Source organism: Streptomyces hiroshimensis (assembly GCF_014650335.1).
GTDB lineage: Bacteria > Actinomycetota > Actinomycetes > Streptomycetales > Streptomycetaceae > Streptomyces > Streptomyces hiroshimensis.
On sequence record NZ_BMUT01000013.1, the window covers coordinates 16,764 to 34,364 of the forward strand.

The 17,601-nt window shown below is 70.9% G+C and carries 15 protein-coding genes and 1 pseudogene; 6 read left to right on the forward strand and 10 right to left on the reverse strand.

Features of this window, described 5'->3' with window-relative positions:
• Positions 1–3 precede the first annotated feature (3 nt).
• From IE241_RS26650 to IE241_RS35025, 4 genes are all read right to left on the reverse strand, one after another.
• Positions 4–1,746, reverse strand: coding sequence for an ABC transporter ATP-binding protein (locus IE241_RS26650; protein WP_190024388.1), 1,743 nt, complete (start codon positions 1,744–1,746; stop codon positions 4–6).
• A 73-nt stretch (positions 1,747–1,819) separates the two neighbouring features.
• A complete protein-coding gene (locus IE241_RS26655; protein ID WP_190024389.1) occupies positions 1,820–2,251 on the reverse strand; it encodes a lasso peptide biosynthesis B2 protein in 432 nt (143 codons plus the stop codon).
• Positions 2,252–2,293: 42 nt separating this feature from the next.
• Positions 2,294–3,850 carry an asparagine synthase-related protein gene (locus IE241_RS26660; protein ID WP_190024390.1) on the reverse strand — a complete coding sequence of 519 codons (1,557 nt, stop codon included), beginning with the start codon at positions 3,848–3,850 and terminating at the stop codon, positions 2,294–2,296.
• Between the two features lie 461 nt (positions 3,851–4,311).
• Complete coding sequence (locus IE241_RS35025) at positions 4,312–4,431, reverse strand: keywimysin-related RiPP (protein ID WP_190024391.1); 120 nt, start codon at positions 4,429–4,431, stop codon at positions 4,312–4,314.
• 370 nt (positions 4,432–4,801) lie between these two features.
• Here IE241_RS35025 and IE241_RS26670 point away from each other — a divergent pair, with 370 nt between their 5' ends.
• Together IE241_RS26670 and IE241_RS26675 are read left to right on the forward strand one after the other, a co-directional pair.
• Positions 4,802–6,484: an asparagine synthase-related protein gene (locus IE241_RS26670; RefSeq protein ID WP_190024392.1), complete on the forward strand. Its 1,683-nt coding sequence runs from the start codon at positions 4,802–4,804 to the stop codon at positions 6,482–6,484.
• A 38-nt stretch (positions 6,485–6,522) separates the two neighbouring features.
• Positions 6,523–6,786, forward strand: a complete 264-nt coding sequence (locus IE241_RS26675) for a lasso peptide biosynthesis PqqD family chaperone (RefSeq protein WP_190024393.1) — start codon at positions 6,523–6,525, stop codon at positions 6,784–6,786.
• A gap of 74 nt (positions 6,787–6,860) precedes the next feature.
• Here the strand turns inward: IE241_RS26675 and IE241_RS26680 are convergent, their stop codons facing one another.
• From IE241_RS26680 to IE241_RS26690, 3 genes are all read right to left on the reverse strand, one after another.
• Complete coding sequence (locus IE241_RS26680) at positions 6,861–8,081, reverse strand: GNAT family N-acetyltransferase (protein WP_190024394.1); 1,221 nt, start codon at positions 8,079–8,081, stop codon at positions 6,861–6,863.
• Positions 8,082–8,268: 187 nt separating this feature from the next.
• Positions 8,269–10,245 (reverse strand): ABC transporter ATP-binding protein, encoded by a 1,977-nt coding sequence (locus IE241_RS26685; protein ID WP_190024395.1) that lies wholly within the window; start codon positions 10,243–10,245, stop codon positions 8,269–8,271.
• A gap of 102 nt (positions 10,246–10,347) precedes the next feature.
• Positions 10,348–10,836: an NUDIX domain-containing protein gene (locus IE241_RS26690; protein ID WP_190024396.1), complete on the reverse strand. Its 489-nt coding sequence runs from the start codon at positions 10,834–10,836 to the stop codon at positions 10,348–10,350.
• A 542-nt stretch (positions 10,837–11,378) separates the two neighbouring features.
• Here IE241_RS26690 and IE241_RS34340 point away from each other — a divergent pair.
• From IE241_RS34340 to IE241_RS26700, 3 genes and pseudogenes are all read left to right on the forward strand, one after another.
• Positions 11,379–12,071, forward strand: a pseudogene (locus IE241_RS34340) (type 1 glutamine amidotransferase domain-containing protein); the annotation flags it as partial.
• Positions 12,069–13,436: an aldehyde dehydrogenase family protein gene (locus IE241_RS26695; RefSeq protein ID WP_268254433.1), complete on the forward strand. Its 1,368-nt coding sequence runs from the start codon at positions 12,069–12,071 to the stop codon at positions 13,434–13,436. The pseudogene IE241_RS34340 and the gene IE241_RS26695, both read left to right, overlap by 3 nt.
• 72 nt (positions 13,437–13,508) lie before the next feature.
• Positions 13,509–14,270: a maleylpyruvate isomerase family mycothiol-dependent enzyme gene (locus tag IE241_RS26700; protein WP_190024397.1), complete on the forward strand. Its 762-nt coding sequence runs from the start codon at positions 13,509–13,511 to the stop codon at positions 14,268–14,270.
• A gap of 168 nt (positions 14,271–14,438) precedes the next feature.
• Here IE241_RS26700 and IE241_RS26705 read toward each other — a convergent pair whose 3' ends face one another.
• Positions 14,439–14,948: a DinB family protein gene (locus IE241_RS26705; protein WP_190024398.1), complete on the reverse strand. Its 510-nt coding sequence runs from the start codon at positions 14,946–14,948 to the stop codon at positions 14,439–14,441.
• Positions 14,949–15,160: 212 nt separating this feature from the next.
• Here IE241_RS26705 and IE241_RS26710 point away from each other — a divergent pair, with 212 nt between their 5' ends.
• The gene (locus IE241_RS26710) at positions 15,161–15,697 is read left to right on the forward strand and encodes an RICIN domain-containing protein (RefSeq protein WP_190024399.1); all 537 of its coding nucleotides are present in this window, start codon (positions 15,161–15,163) and stop codon (positions 15,695–15,697) included.
• Positions 15,698–15,944: 247 nt separating this feature from the next.
• Here the strand turns inward: IE241_RS26710 and IE241_RS26715 are convergent, their stop codons facing one another.
• Positions 15,945–16,553, reverse strand: coding sequence for a CAP domain-containing protein (locus tag IE241_RS26715; RefSeq protein WP_190024400.1), 609 nt, complete (start codon positions 16,551–16,553; stop codon positions 15,945–15,947).
• A gap of 107 nt (positions 16,554–16,660) precedes the next feature.
• On the reverse strand, positions 16,661–17,482 hold the full coding sequence (locus tag IE241_RS26720) for a lipase family protein (RefSeq protein WP_229899851.1): 822 nt from the start codon (positions 17,480–17,482) through the stop codon (positions 16,661–16,663).
• Positions 17,483–17,601 lie beyond the last annotated feature (119 nt).

Here is a 17,601-nt window from a genome sequence, read left to right on the forward strand (position 1 = left end):
CCGTCAATGGCCTCCCGTGTGCGTCGAGACTGTGCCGTCCTTGAGGACGAGTCGCCGTCCGATGCCCTGGACCGTGGAGCGCCGATGGGCGATCACCAGGAGGGCGCAGTGCCGGGAGATCCGGTGGACGGTGCGCAGGAGTGCCGCCTCGCCGGCGGCGTCGAGGTGCGCGGTCGGTTCGTCCAGCAGGATGAGGGAGGGCCGGGACAGGAGGGCGCGGGCGATGGCGATGCGCTGACGCTCGCCGCCGGAGAGGGTGCAGCCGTGCTCGCCGATCGGGGTGTCCAGTCCCTCGGGCAGGCCGCGGACGAACGCGCCGAGGCCGGTTTCCTGCAGGACGCGCAGGAGGTGCTCGTCGTCCGTGCGGGGTGCCGCATAGGCGAGGTTGTCCCTGAGGGTGCCGTAGAGGATCGGGCACTCCTGTTCCACCAGGCCGATGCGGGAGCGGTGCTCCGCCAGCGGTACGTGGCGGATGTCGGTGCCGTGGAGGAGGATCCGGCCCCGGTCGGGGTCGTGGAAGCGTTCGATGAGGTCGACGACGGTGGACTTGCCGGCGCCCGAGTGGCCCAGGAGGGCGGACGGACCCTGGCGGGGAAGGTGGAACGAGGCGCCGCGCAGCACGGGCCGCTGCGGGTCGTAACCGAACCAGACGTCGTGGAATTCCAGGGTGGTGGCGGCCGTGGGGACCGCTGTGCCTGTCGTGGGCGTTGTGCCCATGACAGGCGTTACGCCCGTCGTGGCGGGTGGTGGCGGCCGCCGTCCGGCGGTGCTCGCGGGAAGGGGAACCGGCGCGTTCGGTGAGGTCTCGGTGGGCAGTCCGAGGACTTCGGCGAGCCGGGCCGTGGCGCCTGCCGCTTGCTGCAGTGTGGTGGCGGCGTTGAGCAGCGCGACGACGGGCACGGTCAGATAGCTCAAGTAGAGCAGGAAGGCCACGAGTTCGGCGATCGACGCCGTGCCGTCGGCGACCCGTATGCCACCGACGATGACGGTGGCCAGGAGGGCCGCCTGGACTGCGAGTTCACTGACCGGGACCACCACCGCCTGGAGTCTGATCATGCGCAGGCCCGCCTCGCGGGCCAGCCGTGCCTGTCCGACGATGCGGTCGGTCTCCCGCGATTCGGCCCGGCTCGCCCGTACGGTACGGATGGCGCTCAGCGCGCGCTCGAGGTCGGAGGCCATCGCGCCGAGTGCGCGCTGCCCCTCCCCCGATGCCTTGCGCAGCCGGGGCAGCACGGGCAGCACCACTGCCGCGCTGACCGCGGTCACGCACATGACCACCAGGAAGAGGGACGTGTCCAGCCAGGCCATCAGCACCACCGTGCCGACCAGGCCGAGGCTTCCGGTGACGGCGTCGGAGCAGCCCGCGACGACCGCGGTGTGGAGGGCGGAGGTGTCGGCCCCGGCGCGGGAGATGAGGTCGCCGACGCGGTGTCGCCGGTAGACGGGGACGGGGAGTCGCAGCAGGTGTCCGATCAGCGCGGCGCGGATGCCGAAGACGACGGCTTCGCCGGTGCGGCCGAGGGTGTAGCCGGTCACCGTCCGCAGGAGTGCCTGCCCGGCGAACAGGCCGGCCAGGCCCCCGACCGTGGTCCATTGCACGGCGTGGGCGTGGGCTGCGTCGATCACTTGCCGGACCACCAGCGGCTGTGCCAGGACGAGGGCCGATCCGGCGAGGGACAGTCCGGCCGAGAGGGCGATCGAGCCACGGTGTTCCCGCGTCAGGGCCAGCATCCTGCGGGCGCTCATCGCTCGCGCTCCGCCACTTTGGTGATGGCTTCACGGTGTATGGGCTCACGGTGCATGGGTTCACGGTGTGCCGTCACGCGGTGCCCCCGGGCCCGACGGTGATGAGGTGGAGGAAGTACCCGGGAGGGTAGGGCTCTCCGACCGGTTTCCCTTGCGCCTCGACCCAGGCGTGGGCCGAGAAGGGGGGAAGGGCGCGGGGGCCGACGCACCAGGTGGCCCAGTGGCCGCGGCCGCGGCACAGCAGGACGACGGCCAGCGAGCGGACCACGCAACTGCGGGCGCCTGCGGCCGCCAGGCTGGTGGCGACGACCGCCTGTCGCGCCTCTCCGGCCTCGCGGTAGGTGGCGGGGCGCGCACCCCGGCGCAGCCAGGTGAGTGCCGTCCGGATGCGGCGAGGGGGCAGCAGTGCCAGCAGGCGCGCGGCGGCGACGGCCAGGTGGACGGTGACCCTTCGGCGCGGTGGTACGGACGAAGGGTCGTGAGGGAGGGCCCTGGGGATGCTCACAGCTTGCCTCCGTGTTTCCTGCCGGTGGGGAGGTGCCGGTGGTCAGGGGCGGCGTTCCGTGGTTCCGGGTGTCGTGCGCAGCCATGTCTCGCAGGCGATGGTCGGCTCGAAGATGTGGCTGTCGGCGAAGGCGGAGAGGGGCCGGCCGAGCGCCTCGCGCAGCCGTCGGGCGTCGATCAGCCCGCGTGCGGCCAGCCGGGAGTCCTCGCAGAGTGCGAGCAGCCGCTCCCGGTGGGCGAGCCAGCCGGTGTACTGGGCGTGGCTGCCCTCGGCCTTGGTGGTCCTGGCGAAGACGCTGTCGGGGACGAGGCCCTTCACGGCGGCGGGGAGGAGGGGTTTGTACGTCCAGAGCGTGACCCGCTCCTCTGCCCGGACGGCCAGCCCGGCCTCGACCACGCGGTCGTCGTAATAGGGGGCGGCGAGGGCGAAGCCCAGGCGTCCTGCGATGCGCATGTGGTGCCGCACTTCCTGCGCGGTCGCGAACATCATGTCCAGGTCGCAGTGCTGTCCGCGGTAGCGGGACCACGGGTCGTTCTCCTCGGCGAGCCGGCGGAGCGCGGCACGCACGAAGTCGATGGCGTCCGGGGTGGCCCAGGGGGGCATGCGCACCGGGTACCCCCAGGGCTGGGGCAGGGCGTCGGGTGTCCCCGGCAGATGCAGGCCGCCGCCCAGTTCCTCGGCCAGCCAGCGCCCGTACGGCCGCCTGTCGCGCCGCATGGCCAGCATCGAGCGCAGTGACCAGCGCGCTTCGGCCTTGAAACCCCGGAGGGTCCGCCAGCTGGAGCGCGGTGCGCGGAGCATGTCGTACACGTGGTTCTCGGTGCCGCCGGCGATCTCGTCGCCGCCGCAGCCGGTGAAGTGGACGCCCGGTTCGTGTTCCCGGGCGACGGCCTGCCAGATCGCCGCGAAGCGGGCACGGTCGACGTGGGTCGGGCACGGGGCGTCCGGCGGCTCGTCGGAGTCCAGCGCACCCGCATAGGCGTCGGGCAGCTGGTCGAGGGGCAGCTCCAGGTGGGTGATGCCGGGGACGGTGGCGGCGGTGCGGCGGGCCCAGGGCAGGTCGTCGGCGGCCGGGTCGTCGGCCCCGCCGGTGCAGGCCACCACGGGGCCGTGGCGAGCGGCCAGGCAGCACAAGGTCGTGGAGTCGAAGCCGCCGAGGTCGCTGCTGACGTTGCGGGCCGCGGCGGCCCGTACGCCCACGGCGCGGTTCAGCGCCTCGCCGAAGGGCCCGGCGCCCTGCGACAGGGGCAGCTCCGGTGGCGGGGGCCGCCACCACCGCCGGGTCTCGGCGCGCCCCTTCGTGTCGAGCAGGAGACAGTCCCTGGTGGGCAGGCCGTGGACGCCCCGCCACAGTGAGCGGCTCATGACCAGGCTGGGCATCGGCGGAGCGAGCAAGTGGCAGGCCAGGACCTCGTCGTCGAGGTCCGCGTCCGCCAGGTGCGCGAGCACGTCGGGGCGGTCGCCGGCCACGGTGCAATGCCGCAGGCGCGCGGAGAAGACGCGACGCAGTCCCGTCACCGTTCCCTGGATCCGTACGTGACCGCACACCGAGGCCATCACGTGCGCACTGCCGTCGACGGTTCTTGCGACGGAGTCCACATCGGCGATCGTGCGGATATCCCGTGCGTGCCGGTGGAGTCGTCCGTTCCCGGCGCCGTGCCGGCCCAGTACCGCGAGTCGCACTCCCCCCGCTGCGCCAGTTGCCAATTCCTCCTCGGGCCAGTCACCCAGAATCCACACACGGCCTGATGCATGACGCAGAACATGGACCGCCGGCGGTCGTAGCGCATTCACGACGGGGGCCGCGTCGGGTGTGTCCGGAAAGGCGACGAACCAAGGCGGGCTCGGCGGAGTGCGCACAGGATGTCAACCCCCACTCGAATACTGCTCACGGGTGGCACTGCACGTATGGGCGTTATAGGAGCGCGCTGCGTCGCCCATTCCTCTTGACCGGGGAGCGGCAGCGCCGCCGGCCCACCGCCCGCCCGGCGTAGCGGGACTTCATTCATCCCGCCCCTCCGCCCCGGGTGCGCCGAATGGGGCGGTCTCGGTCACGCCTTCTAGGACGATGCCTTCGAACGCGACGATGCCCAGTCGCCCTGAGTCGCGTTGCCCTTGCCGGTCACCTTCCGGAACGTTCCCGCGGCGACGAGTGTCGGCTTCTCGTAATGGCGCTTCATCGTTGTTTCGCCTCCCTTAACTTCTTACTGGCGCACCGTTTCTGCGGATCGGTGTGCCAGTATCCGGCCTTGCATGGCTCGCCAATTCGCAACATCGTTAAACGGATTCTCCCGCAGTCGTACTGATGCCCGAAGGTTGGCCGGGGCTCGAAAGGGTAGACAATGTACGGGAGTTACCCTGGGGAGTGGTATGACACGACGGTCATCTGCGAGTGGGGCCGGGGGCGTTGCATTTCCGGATCTCGGTGAGAACGCCTCGTGGTTCCTGGCCCTGCCGGACGACGAAAGCGCAATCCATGGCACCGGCGCACTTCTGCGTGACTTGCCGGGCCTCCGGCAAATTCCCCACCGTTCCGGTCGGCCCTGGCTATTGGGACGGTGGGCCGACGGCGAATGCGTCGCCGCCGACGTCGGGCGCACGGGGCGGCTGGCTCTGATCGGGGAGCACGCGGTCGACGGCCGGCGGCTCGGGCGGCTCGCGCGCGGCGCGTCGTCCACCGGCGATCTGGACCGGTTGCCCGGCACCGTGCCGGGAAGCTTCCACCTCATCGCTTCGATCGACGGCGACGTGCGGGTCCAGGGCACCGCCTCCGGCCTGAGGCGCGTGTTCCACGCCTGCCTCGACGGTACGACCGTGGCGGGCGACCGGGCGATCGTGCTCGCCGCGCTGACGGGGGAACGGGCCGACAACGAACGTCTCATCTGGCAACTGCCCCTCGGGGCCCTGCCGTGGCCGCTGTCCTGGCAGCCGATGTGGCACGGGGTCCGCTCGGTCGAACCCGGCCACGCCCTCTTCCTGGACGGCACAGGGCGGCACCGCGTCAGCCGCTGGTGGCGGCCCCCCGAGCAGGACCTGTCGCTCCCGGCGGGCGGCAGGCGGTTCGCCGGGGCGCTGTCCGAGTCCGTGCGGACCCGCCTGGCCGGCCGCCGCCCGGCCGTCGCCGCGGACCTCAGCGGTGTCGACTCTTCCTCTCTGTGCGCACTGGCGGCGCGCCACGGCGCCCGCGTGTCGGCGCTGACCCTGGCCGGCCCCGACGTCATGGACGACGACGCACCGTGCGCCGTCCGCACGGTCGACGCCCTGCGCCGGGCCGGTCGCGACGTCGACCACGTCCTGCTCCCCTCCGACGAGGCCCCGCTGCCGTACGAGGCGGTCCTCGCCACGGCCGGGCCGCTGGACGAACCCGCCTTCCGCATCTGGGAAAGGGCGCGGTTCCTACGGCTGTTCGACCTCGGGCTGCGGCGCGGTGCGGAGGTGCACCTGACCGGTCTCGGCGGAGACGAGGTCCTCGGCCTCGCGCCCCAGTGGGCGCACGCGCTGGCCGGCGAGAAGCCACACACCTCCCTGCGCCTGGCCCATCTGATCGCCGCCCGGTCGGGCACCTCCCGCACGAAGGCGTTACGCGCACTGCTCGACCGCCGCTCCTACCCCCAATGGCTTGCCTCGCACGCGAACGACATCGGTCGGCTCGCCGACACCGTCCTCGGCTGGGGAGGGCCGGTCCACCTCCCGCCCTGGCTGACCCGTGACGCCGCGACCGCCATCGCGGACGCGCTGCGCACCGCGTCCCGCGCGGCCCGGCCGCTGGGCCGGACGCGATGGGTTCACGTGACCCTGGACGCCGTCCATCAGGCCGCGACCGTCACCCGCCAGTACCAGCAGCTTGCGCGCGGAGGCGGCACCCGGCTGGCCGCCCCCTACCTCGACGACTCCGTCCTCGCGTCCGCCCTCGCGGTCGACGTGGGTGAGCGGGGCGCGACCGGCCGGCACAAGGCGCTCATCGCGGAAGCCATGCGTGGCGTCGTGCCCGCCTCCGCGCTCCTCGGGCGCACCCAGTCCACCGGTCTCCCGGTGCCGCAGGGGATGGCCGTACACCGGCACGAACTCCTGGCCCTGGCCGACGGATCACTCCTCGCCGACCGGGGGCTGATCGACGCCGGGGCGCTGCGGGACGCGCTGCTGCGCCCCGTGCCGCCGCACGTCAATCACATGCTCTACAGCACGACGCTCGGCTGCGAGGCGTGGCTGCGCTCGCTCGCCCGGCCGGCGTAGCCCCCCATTCGCACGACGGACGCAGGAGGAAGTGGACCATGCCCTTCACACTTGCCGGCCACATCACCTGGACAAGGACCGAATACGGAATGGTGCTGCTGGACGAGGCCAAGGGCGCCTACTGGAACCTCAATCCCACAGGGGTGACCGTGCTGCAAGTGCTGCTGGACTCCGGTGACCTCGACGCGGCCGCGGCGGCCCTGGTCCAGGAGCACGCCGTCGACGTGGGCACGGCGCGAGCCGACGCCGACGAGCTGCTGTCGGCGCTCCGCTCGGCGGGGCTGGTCCTCGAACGCGGCTAACGCGACTAGCGCAACTGAGGACGACCGGACCCGCCGGGGGGCGGGCGCCGGACCGCCCGCTCCGAGGCGCGCGGTCAGAAGCCGAAGGGCAGCCACGGGGCGAGGTCGCCGCGGAAGGCCGCCGACGCCTCGGCCAACGCCCCCCTGCGCAGCTCGCGCACCTTTCCCGCGCCGGCGAGCGCCCGCAGGCCGACACCGCCGAGATAGGCACCGGCCAACTCGGCGGAGGAGAGGCTCAGTTCGGCGGGATCCGAGGTCCGGGTGCAGGACGCGCCCTTGGCGTCACCGCTCAGGCGCCAGCGCCCGGCGTTCCACGGACAGAACGCGTCCACGACGTCCAGGACGACATCCAGCGGATGGGTGTACGTCCGTGCCTGCAGGGCCTTGCCCACGTCGATCAGGCGCACATAGAGCGAGTCGCTCACGGTCGCCTTGCACTGCCGCGTGTCCGGCGCCAGGTGCAGCAGGGGATCGTCCAGCGGTCGATTGCACGCCGAAACCCGTGACGTCAGGTGAAGTTCGGCCAGGAACCGCCACAGGGCCGCGTACGAGGCGGAGTCGAGCGCCTCGACGTCCAGGACCTCCACGACGTCGGCGTCGACCGAGTACCTCGCGTAGCCGGTGAACTCCCCCTCCTGTTCGGACGTCACGCAGTACAGCACGGGCGCACCGGCCCCGGGCGACCCGATGAGGAGCCGTCCCCACCCTGGCTGCCGTGACAGCATCCCCGGCCTCCCGGGCACTTTCCGTGCGTACACCGCCTCGCATCGCTCCAGCGCGGACTCCGGGTCGACGAGGCGCAGCACCACCGCGTCGGCGGACTCGGGAACGGAGAGGCCCGGCCGGGCGGTGTCGATGACCACCGACATCTGCCGGGTGGCGCACCCGGTACCGATCGTCCGGTAGACACCCGGGTCGGTCACCGTGTGCAGGACGAGAGGCTCGCCCTGCGCGTACGCCTCGTCCGCCTGCCTCCGCAGCATCGTCTTCAGCAGCCCGCGCCGCCGGTGCGTCGGCCGCACGGTGGCCATCGTCAGTCCGGTCGCGGCGACCGACGCCCCGCCCGGCGTCGTCACCCGGAGAGGGAACGCCGCCATGGTCCCCACGACCTCTTCGCCGTCGTACGCGAGCATCGACCGGTCGTAATCCACCACTTCCCGCATCGGCGCCCATGCCGCGCGCGGTTTGGCGGGCGCGCCGGTGTGCCACGTCAGGGTCTCGCAGAAGGAATCCCAGCGCCCCGGTTCGAGAGCGAGGACCCGCAGTCCGGAACCGTCGCACACCTCTGCGCCCATGTGTCCCTCCGTCTCCCGCGACCGGCACCTGCAGCGCCGCGCACCACCCCGCCCCAGGTGGCTGCCCACCGGGCAGTGCCGCGAACCGGCGCGGGCGGGCCCGCTCCCCGCGCGCGCCCCCACGACTCACGCGTCCCGCCGCCGCAGCACCACGCCCAGCCATCGGCAGGCGCCGGGCGCGCCCTGTCTACGTTCGCTGCGTGGGCACCTCCCGCTGCGTGGGCACCTTCGTTTCGGTGGTTGTCGCGTACTGGGACGCCTGGAGTTCGTAGAGTCCCCGGTAGTGGCCGTCTTCGAGGGCCATGAGTTCCTGGTGGGTGCCGGCCTCGACGAGCCGTCCGCCGTTGAGGACGTAGATCACGTCTGCGGTGGCGGTGGCGGCGAGCCGGTGGGTGATGAGCAGGACGGAGGTGACGCCGTCGGCCGTGAGTTCGTGCAGCGACGCGAACATGTCGATCTCGGCGCGCGGGTCGAGGGCGGCCGTCGGCTCGTCCACGATGTTCAGCTCCCGCCCCCGGTAGACGGCCCGTGCGACCCCGACCCGCTGCCATTGCCCGCCCGAGAGCTTGACCCCGCGCTCGAACCCCTTCAGCGCGATGGAATCCCACCCGTGGGGCAACTCCTCGACGACGGTGCGGACATCGGCGCGCTCGGCCGCCGACTCGACGTTCTCGTGGACGAGCGGCTTGGCACCGTCGCCGATGTGAACGTTGGCTTTCACCGTCATCGGCCATGCCTGGACGTTCTGGGACAGCAGCGCGACCCTGTCGAAGACCGTCTCCCGGTCCGCCTCGCGGATCTCCACCCCGTTGTACGAGACCGTACCGCCGGTCGGCAGGTACAGGCCGGCCACGAGCGCGGCCAGCGTGGTCTTGCCGGAGCCGTTCTCCCCCACCAGGGCCACCACCTTGCCCGGCGCGACCGTCAGGGACACCTCTTCAAGGGCGTTCTTGTCCGCGCCCGGGTACCGGAAGGTGACGTCCTCCAGGAGCACCTCGACCCCTGTCCCTGTCACCGGGGTGCCTCCGGCGGGGATCGCGTGCTGTCTGCCGAGCTTGATCGACTCGTTCATGTCGGTCAGGTACAGCGACTCCTCGAACATGTGGTTCATCTGGTTGACGACCGTATTGAGGTAGCCGGTGGCGTTGCGGATGGCGAAGACGGCCGTACCGGCGGCGGCCAGTGGCATGCCCCCGGCCACGAGCAACCACCACAGCAGCGCGTAGGCGAGCACACGGGCGGTGCCGGACATGGTCGCCGCGATGATCTCGGTGACGGCCTCGGCGCTGCCCAGGCGCTCCTTCTCCTTCGCCGCCGTTGCGCCCATGTCCTGGGAGGCGTTGACCAGGACGCGCCCGGCGCCGTGCACGCGCAGTTCCGGCGTCGCGTCGGCCCGGGTGATCGGGTAGGTCAGGACGTCGACGGCCCGGGTGTGATCGATCCATGCGTGCCGCGAGGCGTACGCCCGCCGCATCACGACGACCGCGCCCCACCAGCGAGGAGCCGCGATCAGCGCGAGCGCGCCGACGAGGAGCGGGTGCAACGAGGCGAGGACGACGGCGGCGGCCGTCAGGCTCATCATGCCGCTGACGACCCACACGGAACTGTCGAGCATCCGGCGGACGCTGTCGGTACCGAGGTAGCCCATGGAAAGTCTGCGGTGGATGTCCTTGTCCTCCATGGCGGACATCTCGACCCGCGTCATCATCTCGTAGTACGTGTTCCTGCAGGCCAGCTCGATCTTCGGATACAGGCGCGCCTCGACCTTCACGATCAGGCAGCCCAGGAGCACCGCACCGCTGGACGCCGCGCCGCCGGTCAGGAGCGCGGGCAGCGCTTCCCACAGCTTGTCCGCGGTCGGGCCGCTGGAGAACAAGGCGACCAGCACGCCGTTGATGGAGACGAGCAGGAACGCGGTCATGACTCCGGAGACGAGTTGCGCGCCGAGGAGGACCGCGAGGGCGCAGGGGTCTTCGCGCCAGGCGATACGAGTGATCATGGCGAGCATGGCGGGGAACTGCTTCGCCATGGTCCAAAAGCTCATGCGCAGCAGCGGGTCCTGATACTGGGCCCAGGCTTTGTCGTGGCGCAGGGTGCCGCTGAACAGCAGTTCCTCGCTCTTCGACACAGGGTGGCGGGTGACCGGTCTGCGGAACCACTTCATCACGCCTCCGGGATGGTGGAGTGGATCAGTACGTCTCGAGGGGTCGCGACTACGCGTACACGGTGCTGCGGGAGTGCCTCTCCCACCCCGGCGCGGCAGGGGTCATGGGACGTCTCCCGCGTAGTAGCCACCCGGACCACCGGCCTCGCCCAGAGCGACCAGATGCACAAGGCGGTCCCTCACGTACGCCGGGATGAAGCGCAGCGCGCCCACCTTGTCCAGGGGAACCCATTCGACACCGGTCTGCCCGTCATCGGGCACCGTCCCGCCGAGCACGTCCGGCTCCTCGACGATGTGGCACCAGAACAGGGCATCAACCCGGTGGCTGTTACTGCCCGGTGGCACCCGGTCCCCGGAGTGGTTGGCGGGAATGTACTCGCGCAGCAGCAGCATCGGTCCGGCCGTGACACGCACGCCGGTCTCCTCCAGCACCTCTCGCTCGGCGCACGCGGCCAGGGTCTCCCCCGGTTCCTGACCACCGCCGGGCAACCAGTACGTACCGGGCTGCGGCCAGTCCCCGCGCCCGAGCAGGACATGGCCGTCGCGGACGACCAAGCCGCTGGTGGCGTTCCTGATGTAGACGTCGTTCAAGGTGTGGTCCTCCGGTCATCGGTCTTGGCGGAGTTGGTAGAGTTCCTGCAACAGTCCGCCGCTGTGGATGAGTTCGCCGGGTTCCCGAACACGGTGCGCACGGCCACGACAGCTGTTGCCGACCGGCACCGCCACGGTTCTCCCTCCCTTGGGTAAAGAGCGCCCGGTCGAAGGCACCCAGTGTCCAACCGGGATGGTCTTCCAATAGTCACGGCCTTCTTGCGGAGCACGCAGTTGCACTGCGGGCAGCTCCAGCACGTGGAACAGGGACCCGCGCCTGGTCGCGGTCGATCTGCGGGTGGGCCTGACCCGTATCGCTCCGCTGCCCCCCACCGTCGCCGACGACACCGGACTGTCCTCCGCTACAGCCGGCCGTCGCGGGAGCCGGTGCCGGACGCGACCTCCGTTACGCGGTCCCCGTTCAGCCGGACGGCAGATCGGTTGACAACGTCAACCATTGAGGTTTACCTTCATCGCATTACTTAAGTGCATGAATCATCTACGCCATTAAATTCTGCTCTCTGTCCTCTGGAGTCCCCGTCATGACTTCCGCACTCCTCGTCGTCACCGGCGCCGGTCACTGGACACTGGCCGACGGCACCCTGCACCCGACCGGATTCTGGGCGGAAGAGCTCGCCGAACCCCACCGGATCTTCCGTGAAGCGGGCTACCGGATCACCATCGCGACGCCCGGCGGCGTCGCCGCCCCGGTCGACCCCGTCAGCCTGAGCGCCGACGCCAACGGCAGCCAGGAGCGGGCCGACCGCCTCGCCGCCTACCTCGACACCATGAAGGCCGACCTCGGCACCCCGGCGGCGTTGGAAGACGTCGACCCGGACGACTACGACCTGGTCTTCTACCCCGGCGGGCACGGCCCGATGGAGGACCTGGCCCTCGACTCCGCCTCCGGCCGGATCCTCACCCGCACGCTCGACTCGGGCAAGCCGCTCGCTGTGCTCTGCCATGCGCCCGCCGCATTGCTCGCCGCTCGCCGCAAGGACGGCAGCTGGCCGTTCGAGGGGTACAGGATGACCGCGTTCAGCAACGCCGAGGAGGCCGCCGCCGGCTTCGCCGACCGGGCCTGCTGGCTGCTCGAGGACCGCCTCGACGAGCTCGGCGCCGACTTCGCGGCCGCGGCGCCCTTCACCCCGCACACCGTCATCGACCGCAACCTCTACACGGGCCAGAACCCGGCCTCCTCGGCAGAGCTCGCCCACGCTCTGGTCGCCACGCTGGCCACCGGAGGGAGCACCGGTGGGAACGCCGGCCGGGACACAGGAGGAGAGGCCGGACCCGCCGCGGATCCGGCCACCACGGTCGCCCGGCTGCGGGCCGGGTTCACCACCGGCCGTACCAAGCCGCTCGCCTGGCGGCTCGGCCAGCTGCACGCACTGCGCGCGCTGCTCACGGAACAGGCCGACGTACTCCTGGCCGCCCTCCGTACCGACCTGGGCAAAGGCCCGAAGGAGGCGTACCGCACCGAGATCGGCTTCACCCTCAACGAGCTGGACCACACCGTCGCGCACCTGGCGGAGTGGCTGACTCCCCGGCCGGCCGCCGTACCGGAGGTCTTTCAGCCGGCCGAAGCGCGGGTGGTCCGCGACCCGCTCGGTGTCGTCCTCGTCATCGCGCCGTGGAACTATCCGCTGCAACTCGCACTGGCCCCGCTGGTGGGTGCTCTGGCCGCGGGCAATGCGGTCGTGGTCAAGCCCAGCGAGCTGGCACCGGCGACGTCGGCAGCCCTGGCCCGGCTGCTGCCGCGCTATCTCGACCCGCGGGCCGTCGCGGTCGTGGAGGGCGCCGTCGCGGAGACCACCGCGCTGCTGGAAGAGCGGTTCGACCACATCTTCTACACCGGCAACGGCACGGTCGGACGCATCGTGATGGCCGCGGCCGCCCGGAATCTGACTCCCGTGACCCTGGAGCTGGGCGGCAAGAGCCCCGTGCTGGTCGAGCCCGGCGTCGACCTGGAGACCACTGCTCAGCGGATCGTCCGCGGCAAGTTCCTCAACGCCGGTCAGACGTGCGTCGCGCCCGACTACGTCCTCGCCATCGGCGACACCGCCACCGCGCTCGAAGACCACCTGGTCGCAGCCGTCCGAGCGCAGTACGGCCAGGATCCGTCGGCCGACGAGGAGTACGGGCGGATCGTCAATGAACGGCACTTCGACCGGCTGACCGGGCTTCTGGGCGAGGGCCGCATCGTCACCGGCGGAGTGCACGATCGGGCGAACCGCTACCTCGCCCCGACCGTGCTCGCGGACGTCTCACCGGAGGCACCGGTGATGCGGGAAGAGATCTTCGGGCCGATCCTGCCGGTGATCGGCGTGCCCGACCTGGACGCGGCGATCGCCTTCGTCAACGGGCGCGACAAGCCGCTCGCCTTGTACGCCTTCACCGACTCGCCGCGGACCAAGCAGCGGCTGACCGACGAGACCTCCTCCGGCGCCCTGGCCTTCGGCCTGCCCGTTTCCCACCTGGCCGTACCCGACCTGCCGTTCGGCGGTGTGGGCGAGAGCGGTATGGGCCGCTACCACGGCGAGTACTCCATCGACACCTTCAGTCACACCAAGGCCGTACTCGACAAGCCACTGGCCTGAGACCACTCCCCCGCTCCCACCGCTCCGGGTATACGAGGTATCCGGGGCGCCCCTACCAGAAGGACATCAGACATGAACCCAGCCCAGCACGCCACGGCGGTCGTGGCCGAGACCGCCGGATTCGTCGCCACGGTGAAGGGAGCAGACCCCGCCACCCCGGTGCCGTCCTGCCCCGGCTGGACCCTGGCCGACCTGACACGCCACACCGGCAGCGTGCACCGCTGGTTCAGCGTCCTGCTGAGCCGGCGCATCCAGCAGCCGCCGACCAGTCGCGAGGTGGACCTGCGCCTGCCGGAGCAGCCCGACGCCTATCCGGACTGGCTGACCACGGGTGCCGCGGAGGCCGCCCGGGTGTTCGCCGCCACGGATCCGGACGCGCCGATGTGGGCCTGGGGACTCGACCAGCACGCCCGGTTCTGGGTCCGCCGCATGCTCTTCGAGACGCTTGTGCACCGGGCCGACGCCGAGCTCGCCCTCGGGCTCGCGCCGCACATCGACCGTGCCCTGGCGTCGGACGGCATCGACGAGTTCCTCACCAATCTGCCGTTCGCTTCCTTCTTCGCGCCCGGGACCGCCGAACTGCGCGGCCCTGACCGGACCATTCGCTTCAGCTGTACGGACGGCGACGACGACTGGCTGATCCGCCTGCGCCCCGACGGCTTCGGGCTCGTGGCCGACGGCGCCCCGCCCCACACGGCGGACGCCACGGTCCGGGGAACGGCCGCGGACCTGCTCCTGCTCCTCTACGGCCGCCTGGACCGCAACAGCGACGCCTTCCAGCTGCTCGGCGACCAGGACCTGCTCGCCCACTGGTTCACTCACTCGGCCTTCTGACGCCCTCGTACGATGTCGCCCGACCGAGGGCGGGAAGCCGGCCCGTGTGCGCGGGCCGAGCCCGCCGCTCGCGGGGCCGAATGCGGCCGCCTCGCCGAAACGGCGGCCACCTCGCCGAAACGGTCCAAGGGCCGCACCATGATGCTCATTCCTGCCTCCCGTCCCCGGTCAGTAGTAGCCCTTGCGGCCGTCGATCAGTTCCCGGACGGCGTCCATGTGGCCCGCGTGCCGGGCGGTCTCCTCGACCATGTGGATCAGCATCCACCGCAGGCTCGCGCCGGCTGAGCGGTAGTCCGGGTGCCGGCCGGTCTCGTCGAGTGAATGGGCCGCCACGATCTCGTTCGACACCGCACACTGCTGCTCGTACTCGCTCAAGAGCTGCGCGAGCGGGATGCCGTCCACGATCATGTCGGCGTCGTCCGGCCCCTCGAACTGCGGCCCCTCGGCGGGGCGGCCGAGAAAGAGCACTTCGAACCACAAGTGTTCGACCCAGCGCAGGTGCGAGACGATTCCCGCCATCGTCATCAAGGGCGAGGCCGGCAGTACGGACAGGTGGGCGTCGGCCTCGGAGAGCCCCTCGCACTTCCACCGGACGATCGCGCGCTGCATGTCGAGCCAGCCGAGCAGCTGGGTCCGCTCGTCCGCGGTGAGGGGAGGGCGGGTGCGGGGAAGTGTCATGCTCGCGGACGATACCCCCGGGCGATGCGTCGGCGCATCGGAGTTCTCCTCGGTGGACGGTCAGCGGTGAGGGCGGGGGCCCGGCCCGACCGGCGTCGTGGACAGCCGTGGTGGATGCCGCGGGAGGCGGCGCGTTCTGGTCTCACCGGCAGCGCCTCCTGCCTCATAGCGTCTGCGGCGACGAACACGCGCGCATCTGCCTGGAGGCACCTGTGAGGACGTCACAACGGCTGGGAACGATGCTGGCGGCGGCAGGACTGGGGCTGGCCGGCCTCTTCGCGACATCGGCCACGGCGCCGACCACCGCGCAGGCCGAGACGAACGCCAAGGCGAACGTCAAGACGACGGCCAAAGCGAAGGTCAAGGTCGGCTTCATGATCGCTTCGAACATGAACAACAGATGCCTGGAGATCAGAGCGGGCAACCCCGGGATCGGGGCGCTGGTGGGCATGTGGGACTGTCACGGCGGCTCGAACGAGCGGTGGTACTGGGACGGGCTGACGATCCGCAGCGACCTCAACGGCAAGTGCCTCGACGTGGTCGCGGGAAACGCGGACAACGGCGCCGCCCTGAACATGTGGGACTGCTATGGCGGCGCCCCCCAGCAGTGGGTCTGGGACGGCGCCCGCCTGCGCAATCCCGTCTACAACCGATGCCTGACCATCGCCAACGGCAACTGGTGGATCGGGGCCTCCGTCCTCATGTGGGACTGCAACCAGGGCAACAACCAGCTGTGGCACACGACCTGAGGAGCGAGCCGTGAAGGCCGGGCCACGGCGATCTCCGCCGGCCGTTCTCACGGCCTGGCGCTGACGGGCTGGCACAGACCCTGCGGCCCACCGGCGGAATTTCGGGATTCAGCCAGTGGGCCGCGTCGTACCCCTGGAGGGGGTGGACAGCTGCGGTTTCGACGGCGGTGCATCGGGCCCTATGGGAGGGGACGAGGAGGGAACGGGATCGCCGCCCGGGCCGGCGAGTGACATCCGGGCGCCGTGGTCATGCGCTCCCGCACGACGGCGGGCGGGTGACCAGCCTCCGGTGCTTGCCGACGAGGACCACGTCCCAGTACCGGTTCTCGTAGCCCATGCCGATCGCCACCGTGTCCGGGCTCATCAGTGCCTTGTAGAAGTCGTTGCGCGGGTCCGGGTCCGTGGCCATGTCCGCGAAGTAGCCGTCGTGGTCGTAGCCGTGGAACAGGTACTCGAGGATGTGGGACGAGTACACGTTCGCGTCACTCAGCCGGGCACGCAGGTCCCTTCCGTCGCTCCCGACCTGGGTGAGCCGACCCGTCCGGGCCATGTCCCGGGCGTGACGGCGCGCCGTCTCGGAGACCGGGTCCGAGATCAGCATGGGGGTCAGCCGCCGGTTGGCCCGTTCCTTGTTCACCTCGCACACGATCCGGTCCACGTTCGGGTAATACACCTGTCGCGCGGCCCCGGACACGCTGCTCTGCCCGGCCACCGGCCCGGGCGGCGGGGGCCCGGACGGGGCTGCGTGCACAGGCGGCACGGCGGCGAACAGAACGGCGGCGGACAGGGCAGCGGTCAGAGCATGCGCGGTGACACCGAAGCGTCGCGCGCCGTGCCTGTTGCTCGGTGTGGTCATGCCTGTCACAACGCGTGCCCTGGTACGGGGTTTCGCCCGGATCCCGGATCCCTCCGGACGCTGTCCGGCGAACTGGTCACCCCGTCGAAGGCATCGCCACGAACCGGTCAGGTCAGGTTCTTCTCCAATGCGGCGATGTACTTGCGGATCGAGTGATCGCGCACGCCGTCGCTCGCGGGCGCGAACGCATCCGCTGTCAGGCCCTTCGCCCGGTCGGCGAGGCCGCCGAAGAGCGACATGGTCTCGTGGACCTTGCCGACGGAATCGATGTACCGCAGGGTCTCGGCGTGGGTGTACGCGGGCTCGGGTGGCAGTTGCGGCACGATGTCGTTGTTGTTCACGAACCGGAAGAGGCGCTGCTTGAAGCCCTTGTTGCACGCAGCTACCAGCATCCGGTCGCACGTACGGGGCTGGCCGTAGGTGTAGATACCGTCGGCCAACAGCTTCGGGTCCTCCAGGTACAGCCGTGCGCCGGCGAGCATGGCGAGTGCACCGCCCAGGCTATGGCCGGTGAACCACACGGTCTGACCGTTCGTCCGGTACTCGCGGAGGGTGTCCTTCACGCCCGGGAAGATGGATTCCAGAGCCTGGCCGAAGCCGTAGTGGACGTAGCCCGTCTTCGCCGGGCCCGGCCAGGGCGGGGTCGTGGCGTCGGAGAGCCAGTCGCGGATCTGCGCGGGTTCCGTGCCCCGGAAGGCCGTAATGATCATGTCGTCGCTGGCCATCGTGAAGGCCTGGGTGTCCTCCAGCGGAAAGGGCGGCGTGAAGCGCGTCTCGTGGTGCCGCACCCGGTCGAATCCCCAGTTCCGCGCCTGGTTCTCGATGGTCGCCCGGTCCTTGTAGGAGAGGTCGGCCGCCTGGGCCAGCCAGTAGGCGTGCGCCAGGCTGTAGGTACGGGCCTTGTGGTCCATCGCGGTGGGCACGGACACGGGAGACTCCCTTTCACGGGCCGGTGACACAGAGACGTCGCATCACAGCCGTTACCGTAAGGCCTACGCGTCAAAGAACTCCCGCACTTGATTCACTTGAAGGAGTGAGCATGGTGCGT

Bases quoted from the DNA above. Each gene is read 5' to 3' on its own strand.
- IE241_RS26650 (WP_190024388.1), bottom strand. From the start codon at position 1,746: ATGAGCGCCCGCAGGATGCTGGCCCTGACGCGGGAACACCGTGGCTCG.
- IE241_RS35025 (WP_190024391.1), bottom strand. From the start codon at position 4,431: ATGAAGCGCCATTACGAGAAGCCGACACTCGTCGCCGCGGGAACGTTC.
- IE241_RS26675 (WP_190024393.1), top strand. From the start codon at position 6,523: ATGCCCTTCACACTTGCCGGCCACATCACCTGGACAAGGACCGAATAC.
- IE241_RS26680 (WP_190024394.1), bottom strand. From the start codon at position 8,081: ATGGGCGCAGAGGTGTGCGACGGTTCCGGACTGCGGGTCCTCGCTCTC.
- IE241_RS26685 (WP_190024395.1), bottom strand. From the start codon at position 10,245: ATGAAGTGGTTCCGCAGACCGGTCACCCGCCACCCTGTGTCGAAGAGC.
- IE241_RS26700 (WP_190024397.1), top strand. From the start codon at position 13,509: ATGAACCCAGCCCAGCACGCCACGGCGGTCGTGGCCGAGACCGCCGGA.
- IE241_RS26705 (WP_190024398.1), bottom strand. From the start codon at position 14,948: ATGACACTTCCCCGCACCCGCCCTCCCCTCACCGCGGACGAGCGGACC.
- IE241_RS26715 (WP_190024400.1), bottom strand. From the start codon at position 16,553: ATGACCACACCGAGCAACAGGCACGGCGCGCGACGCTTCGGTGTCACC.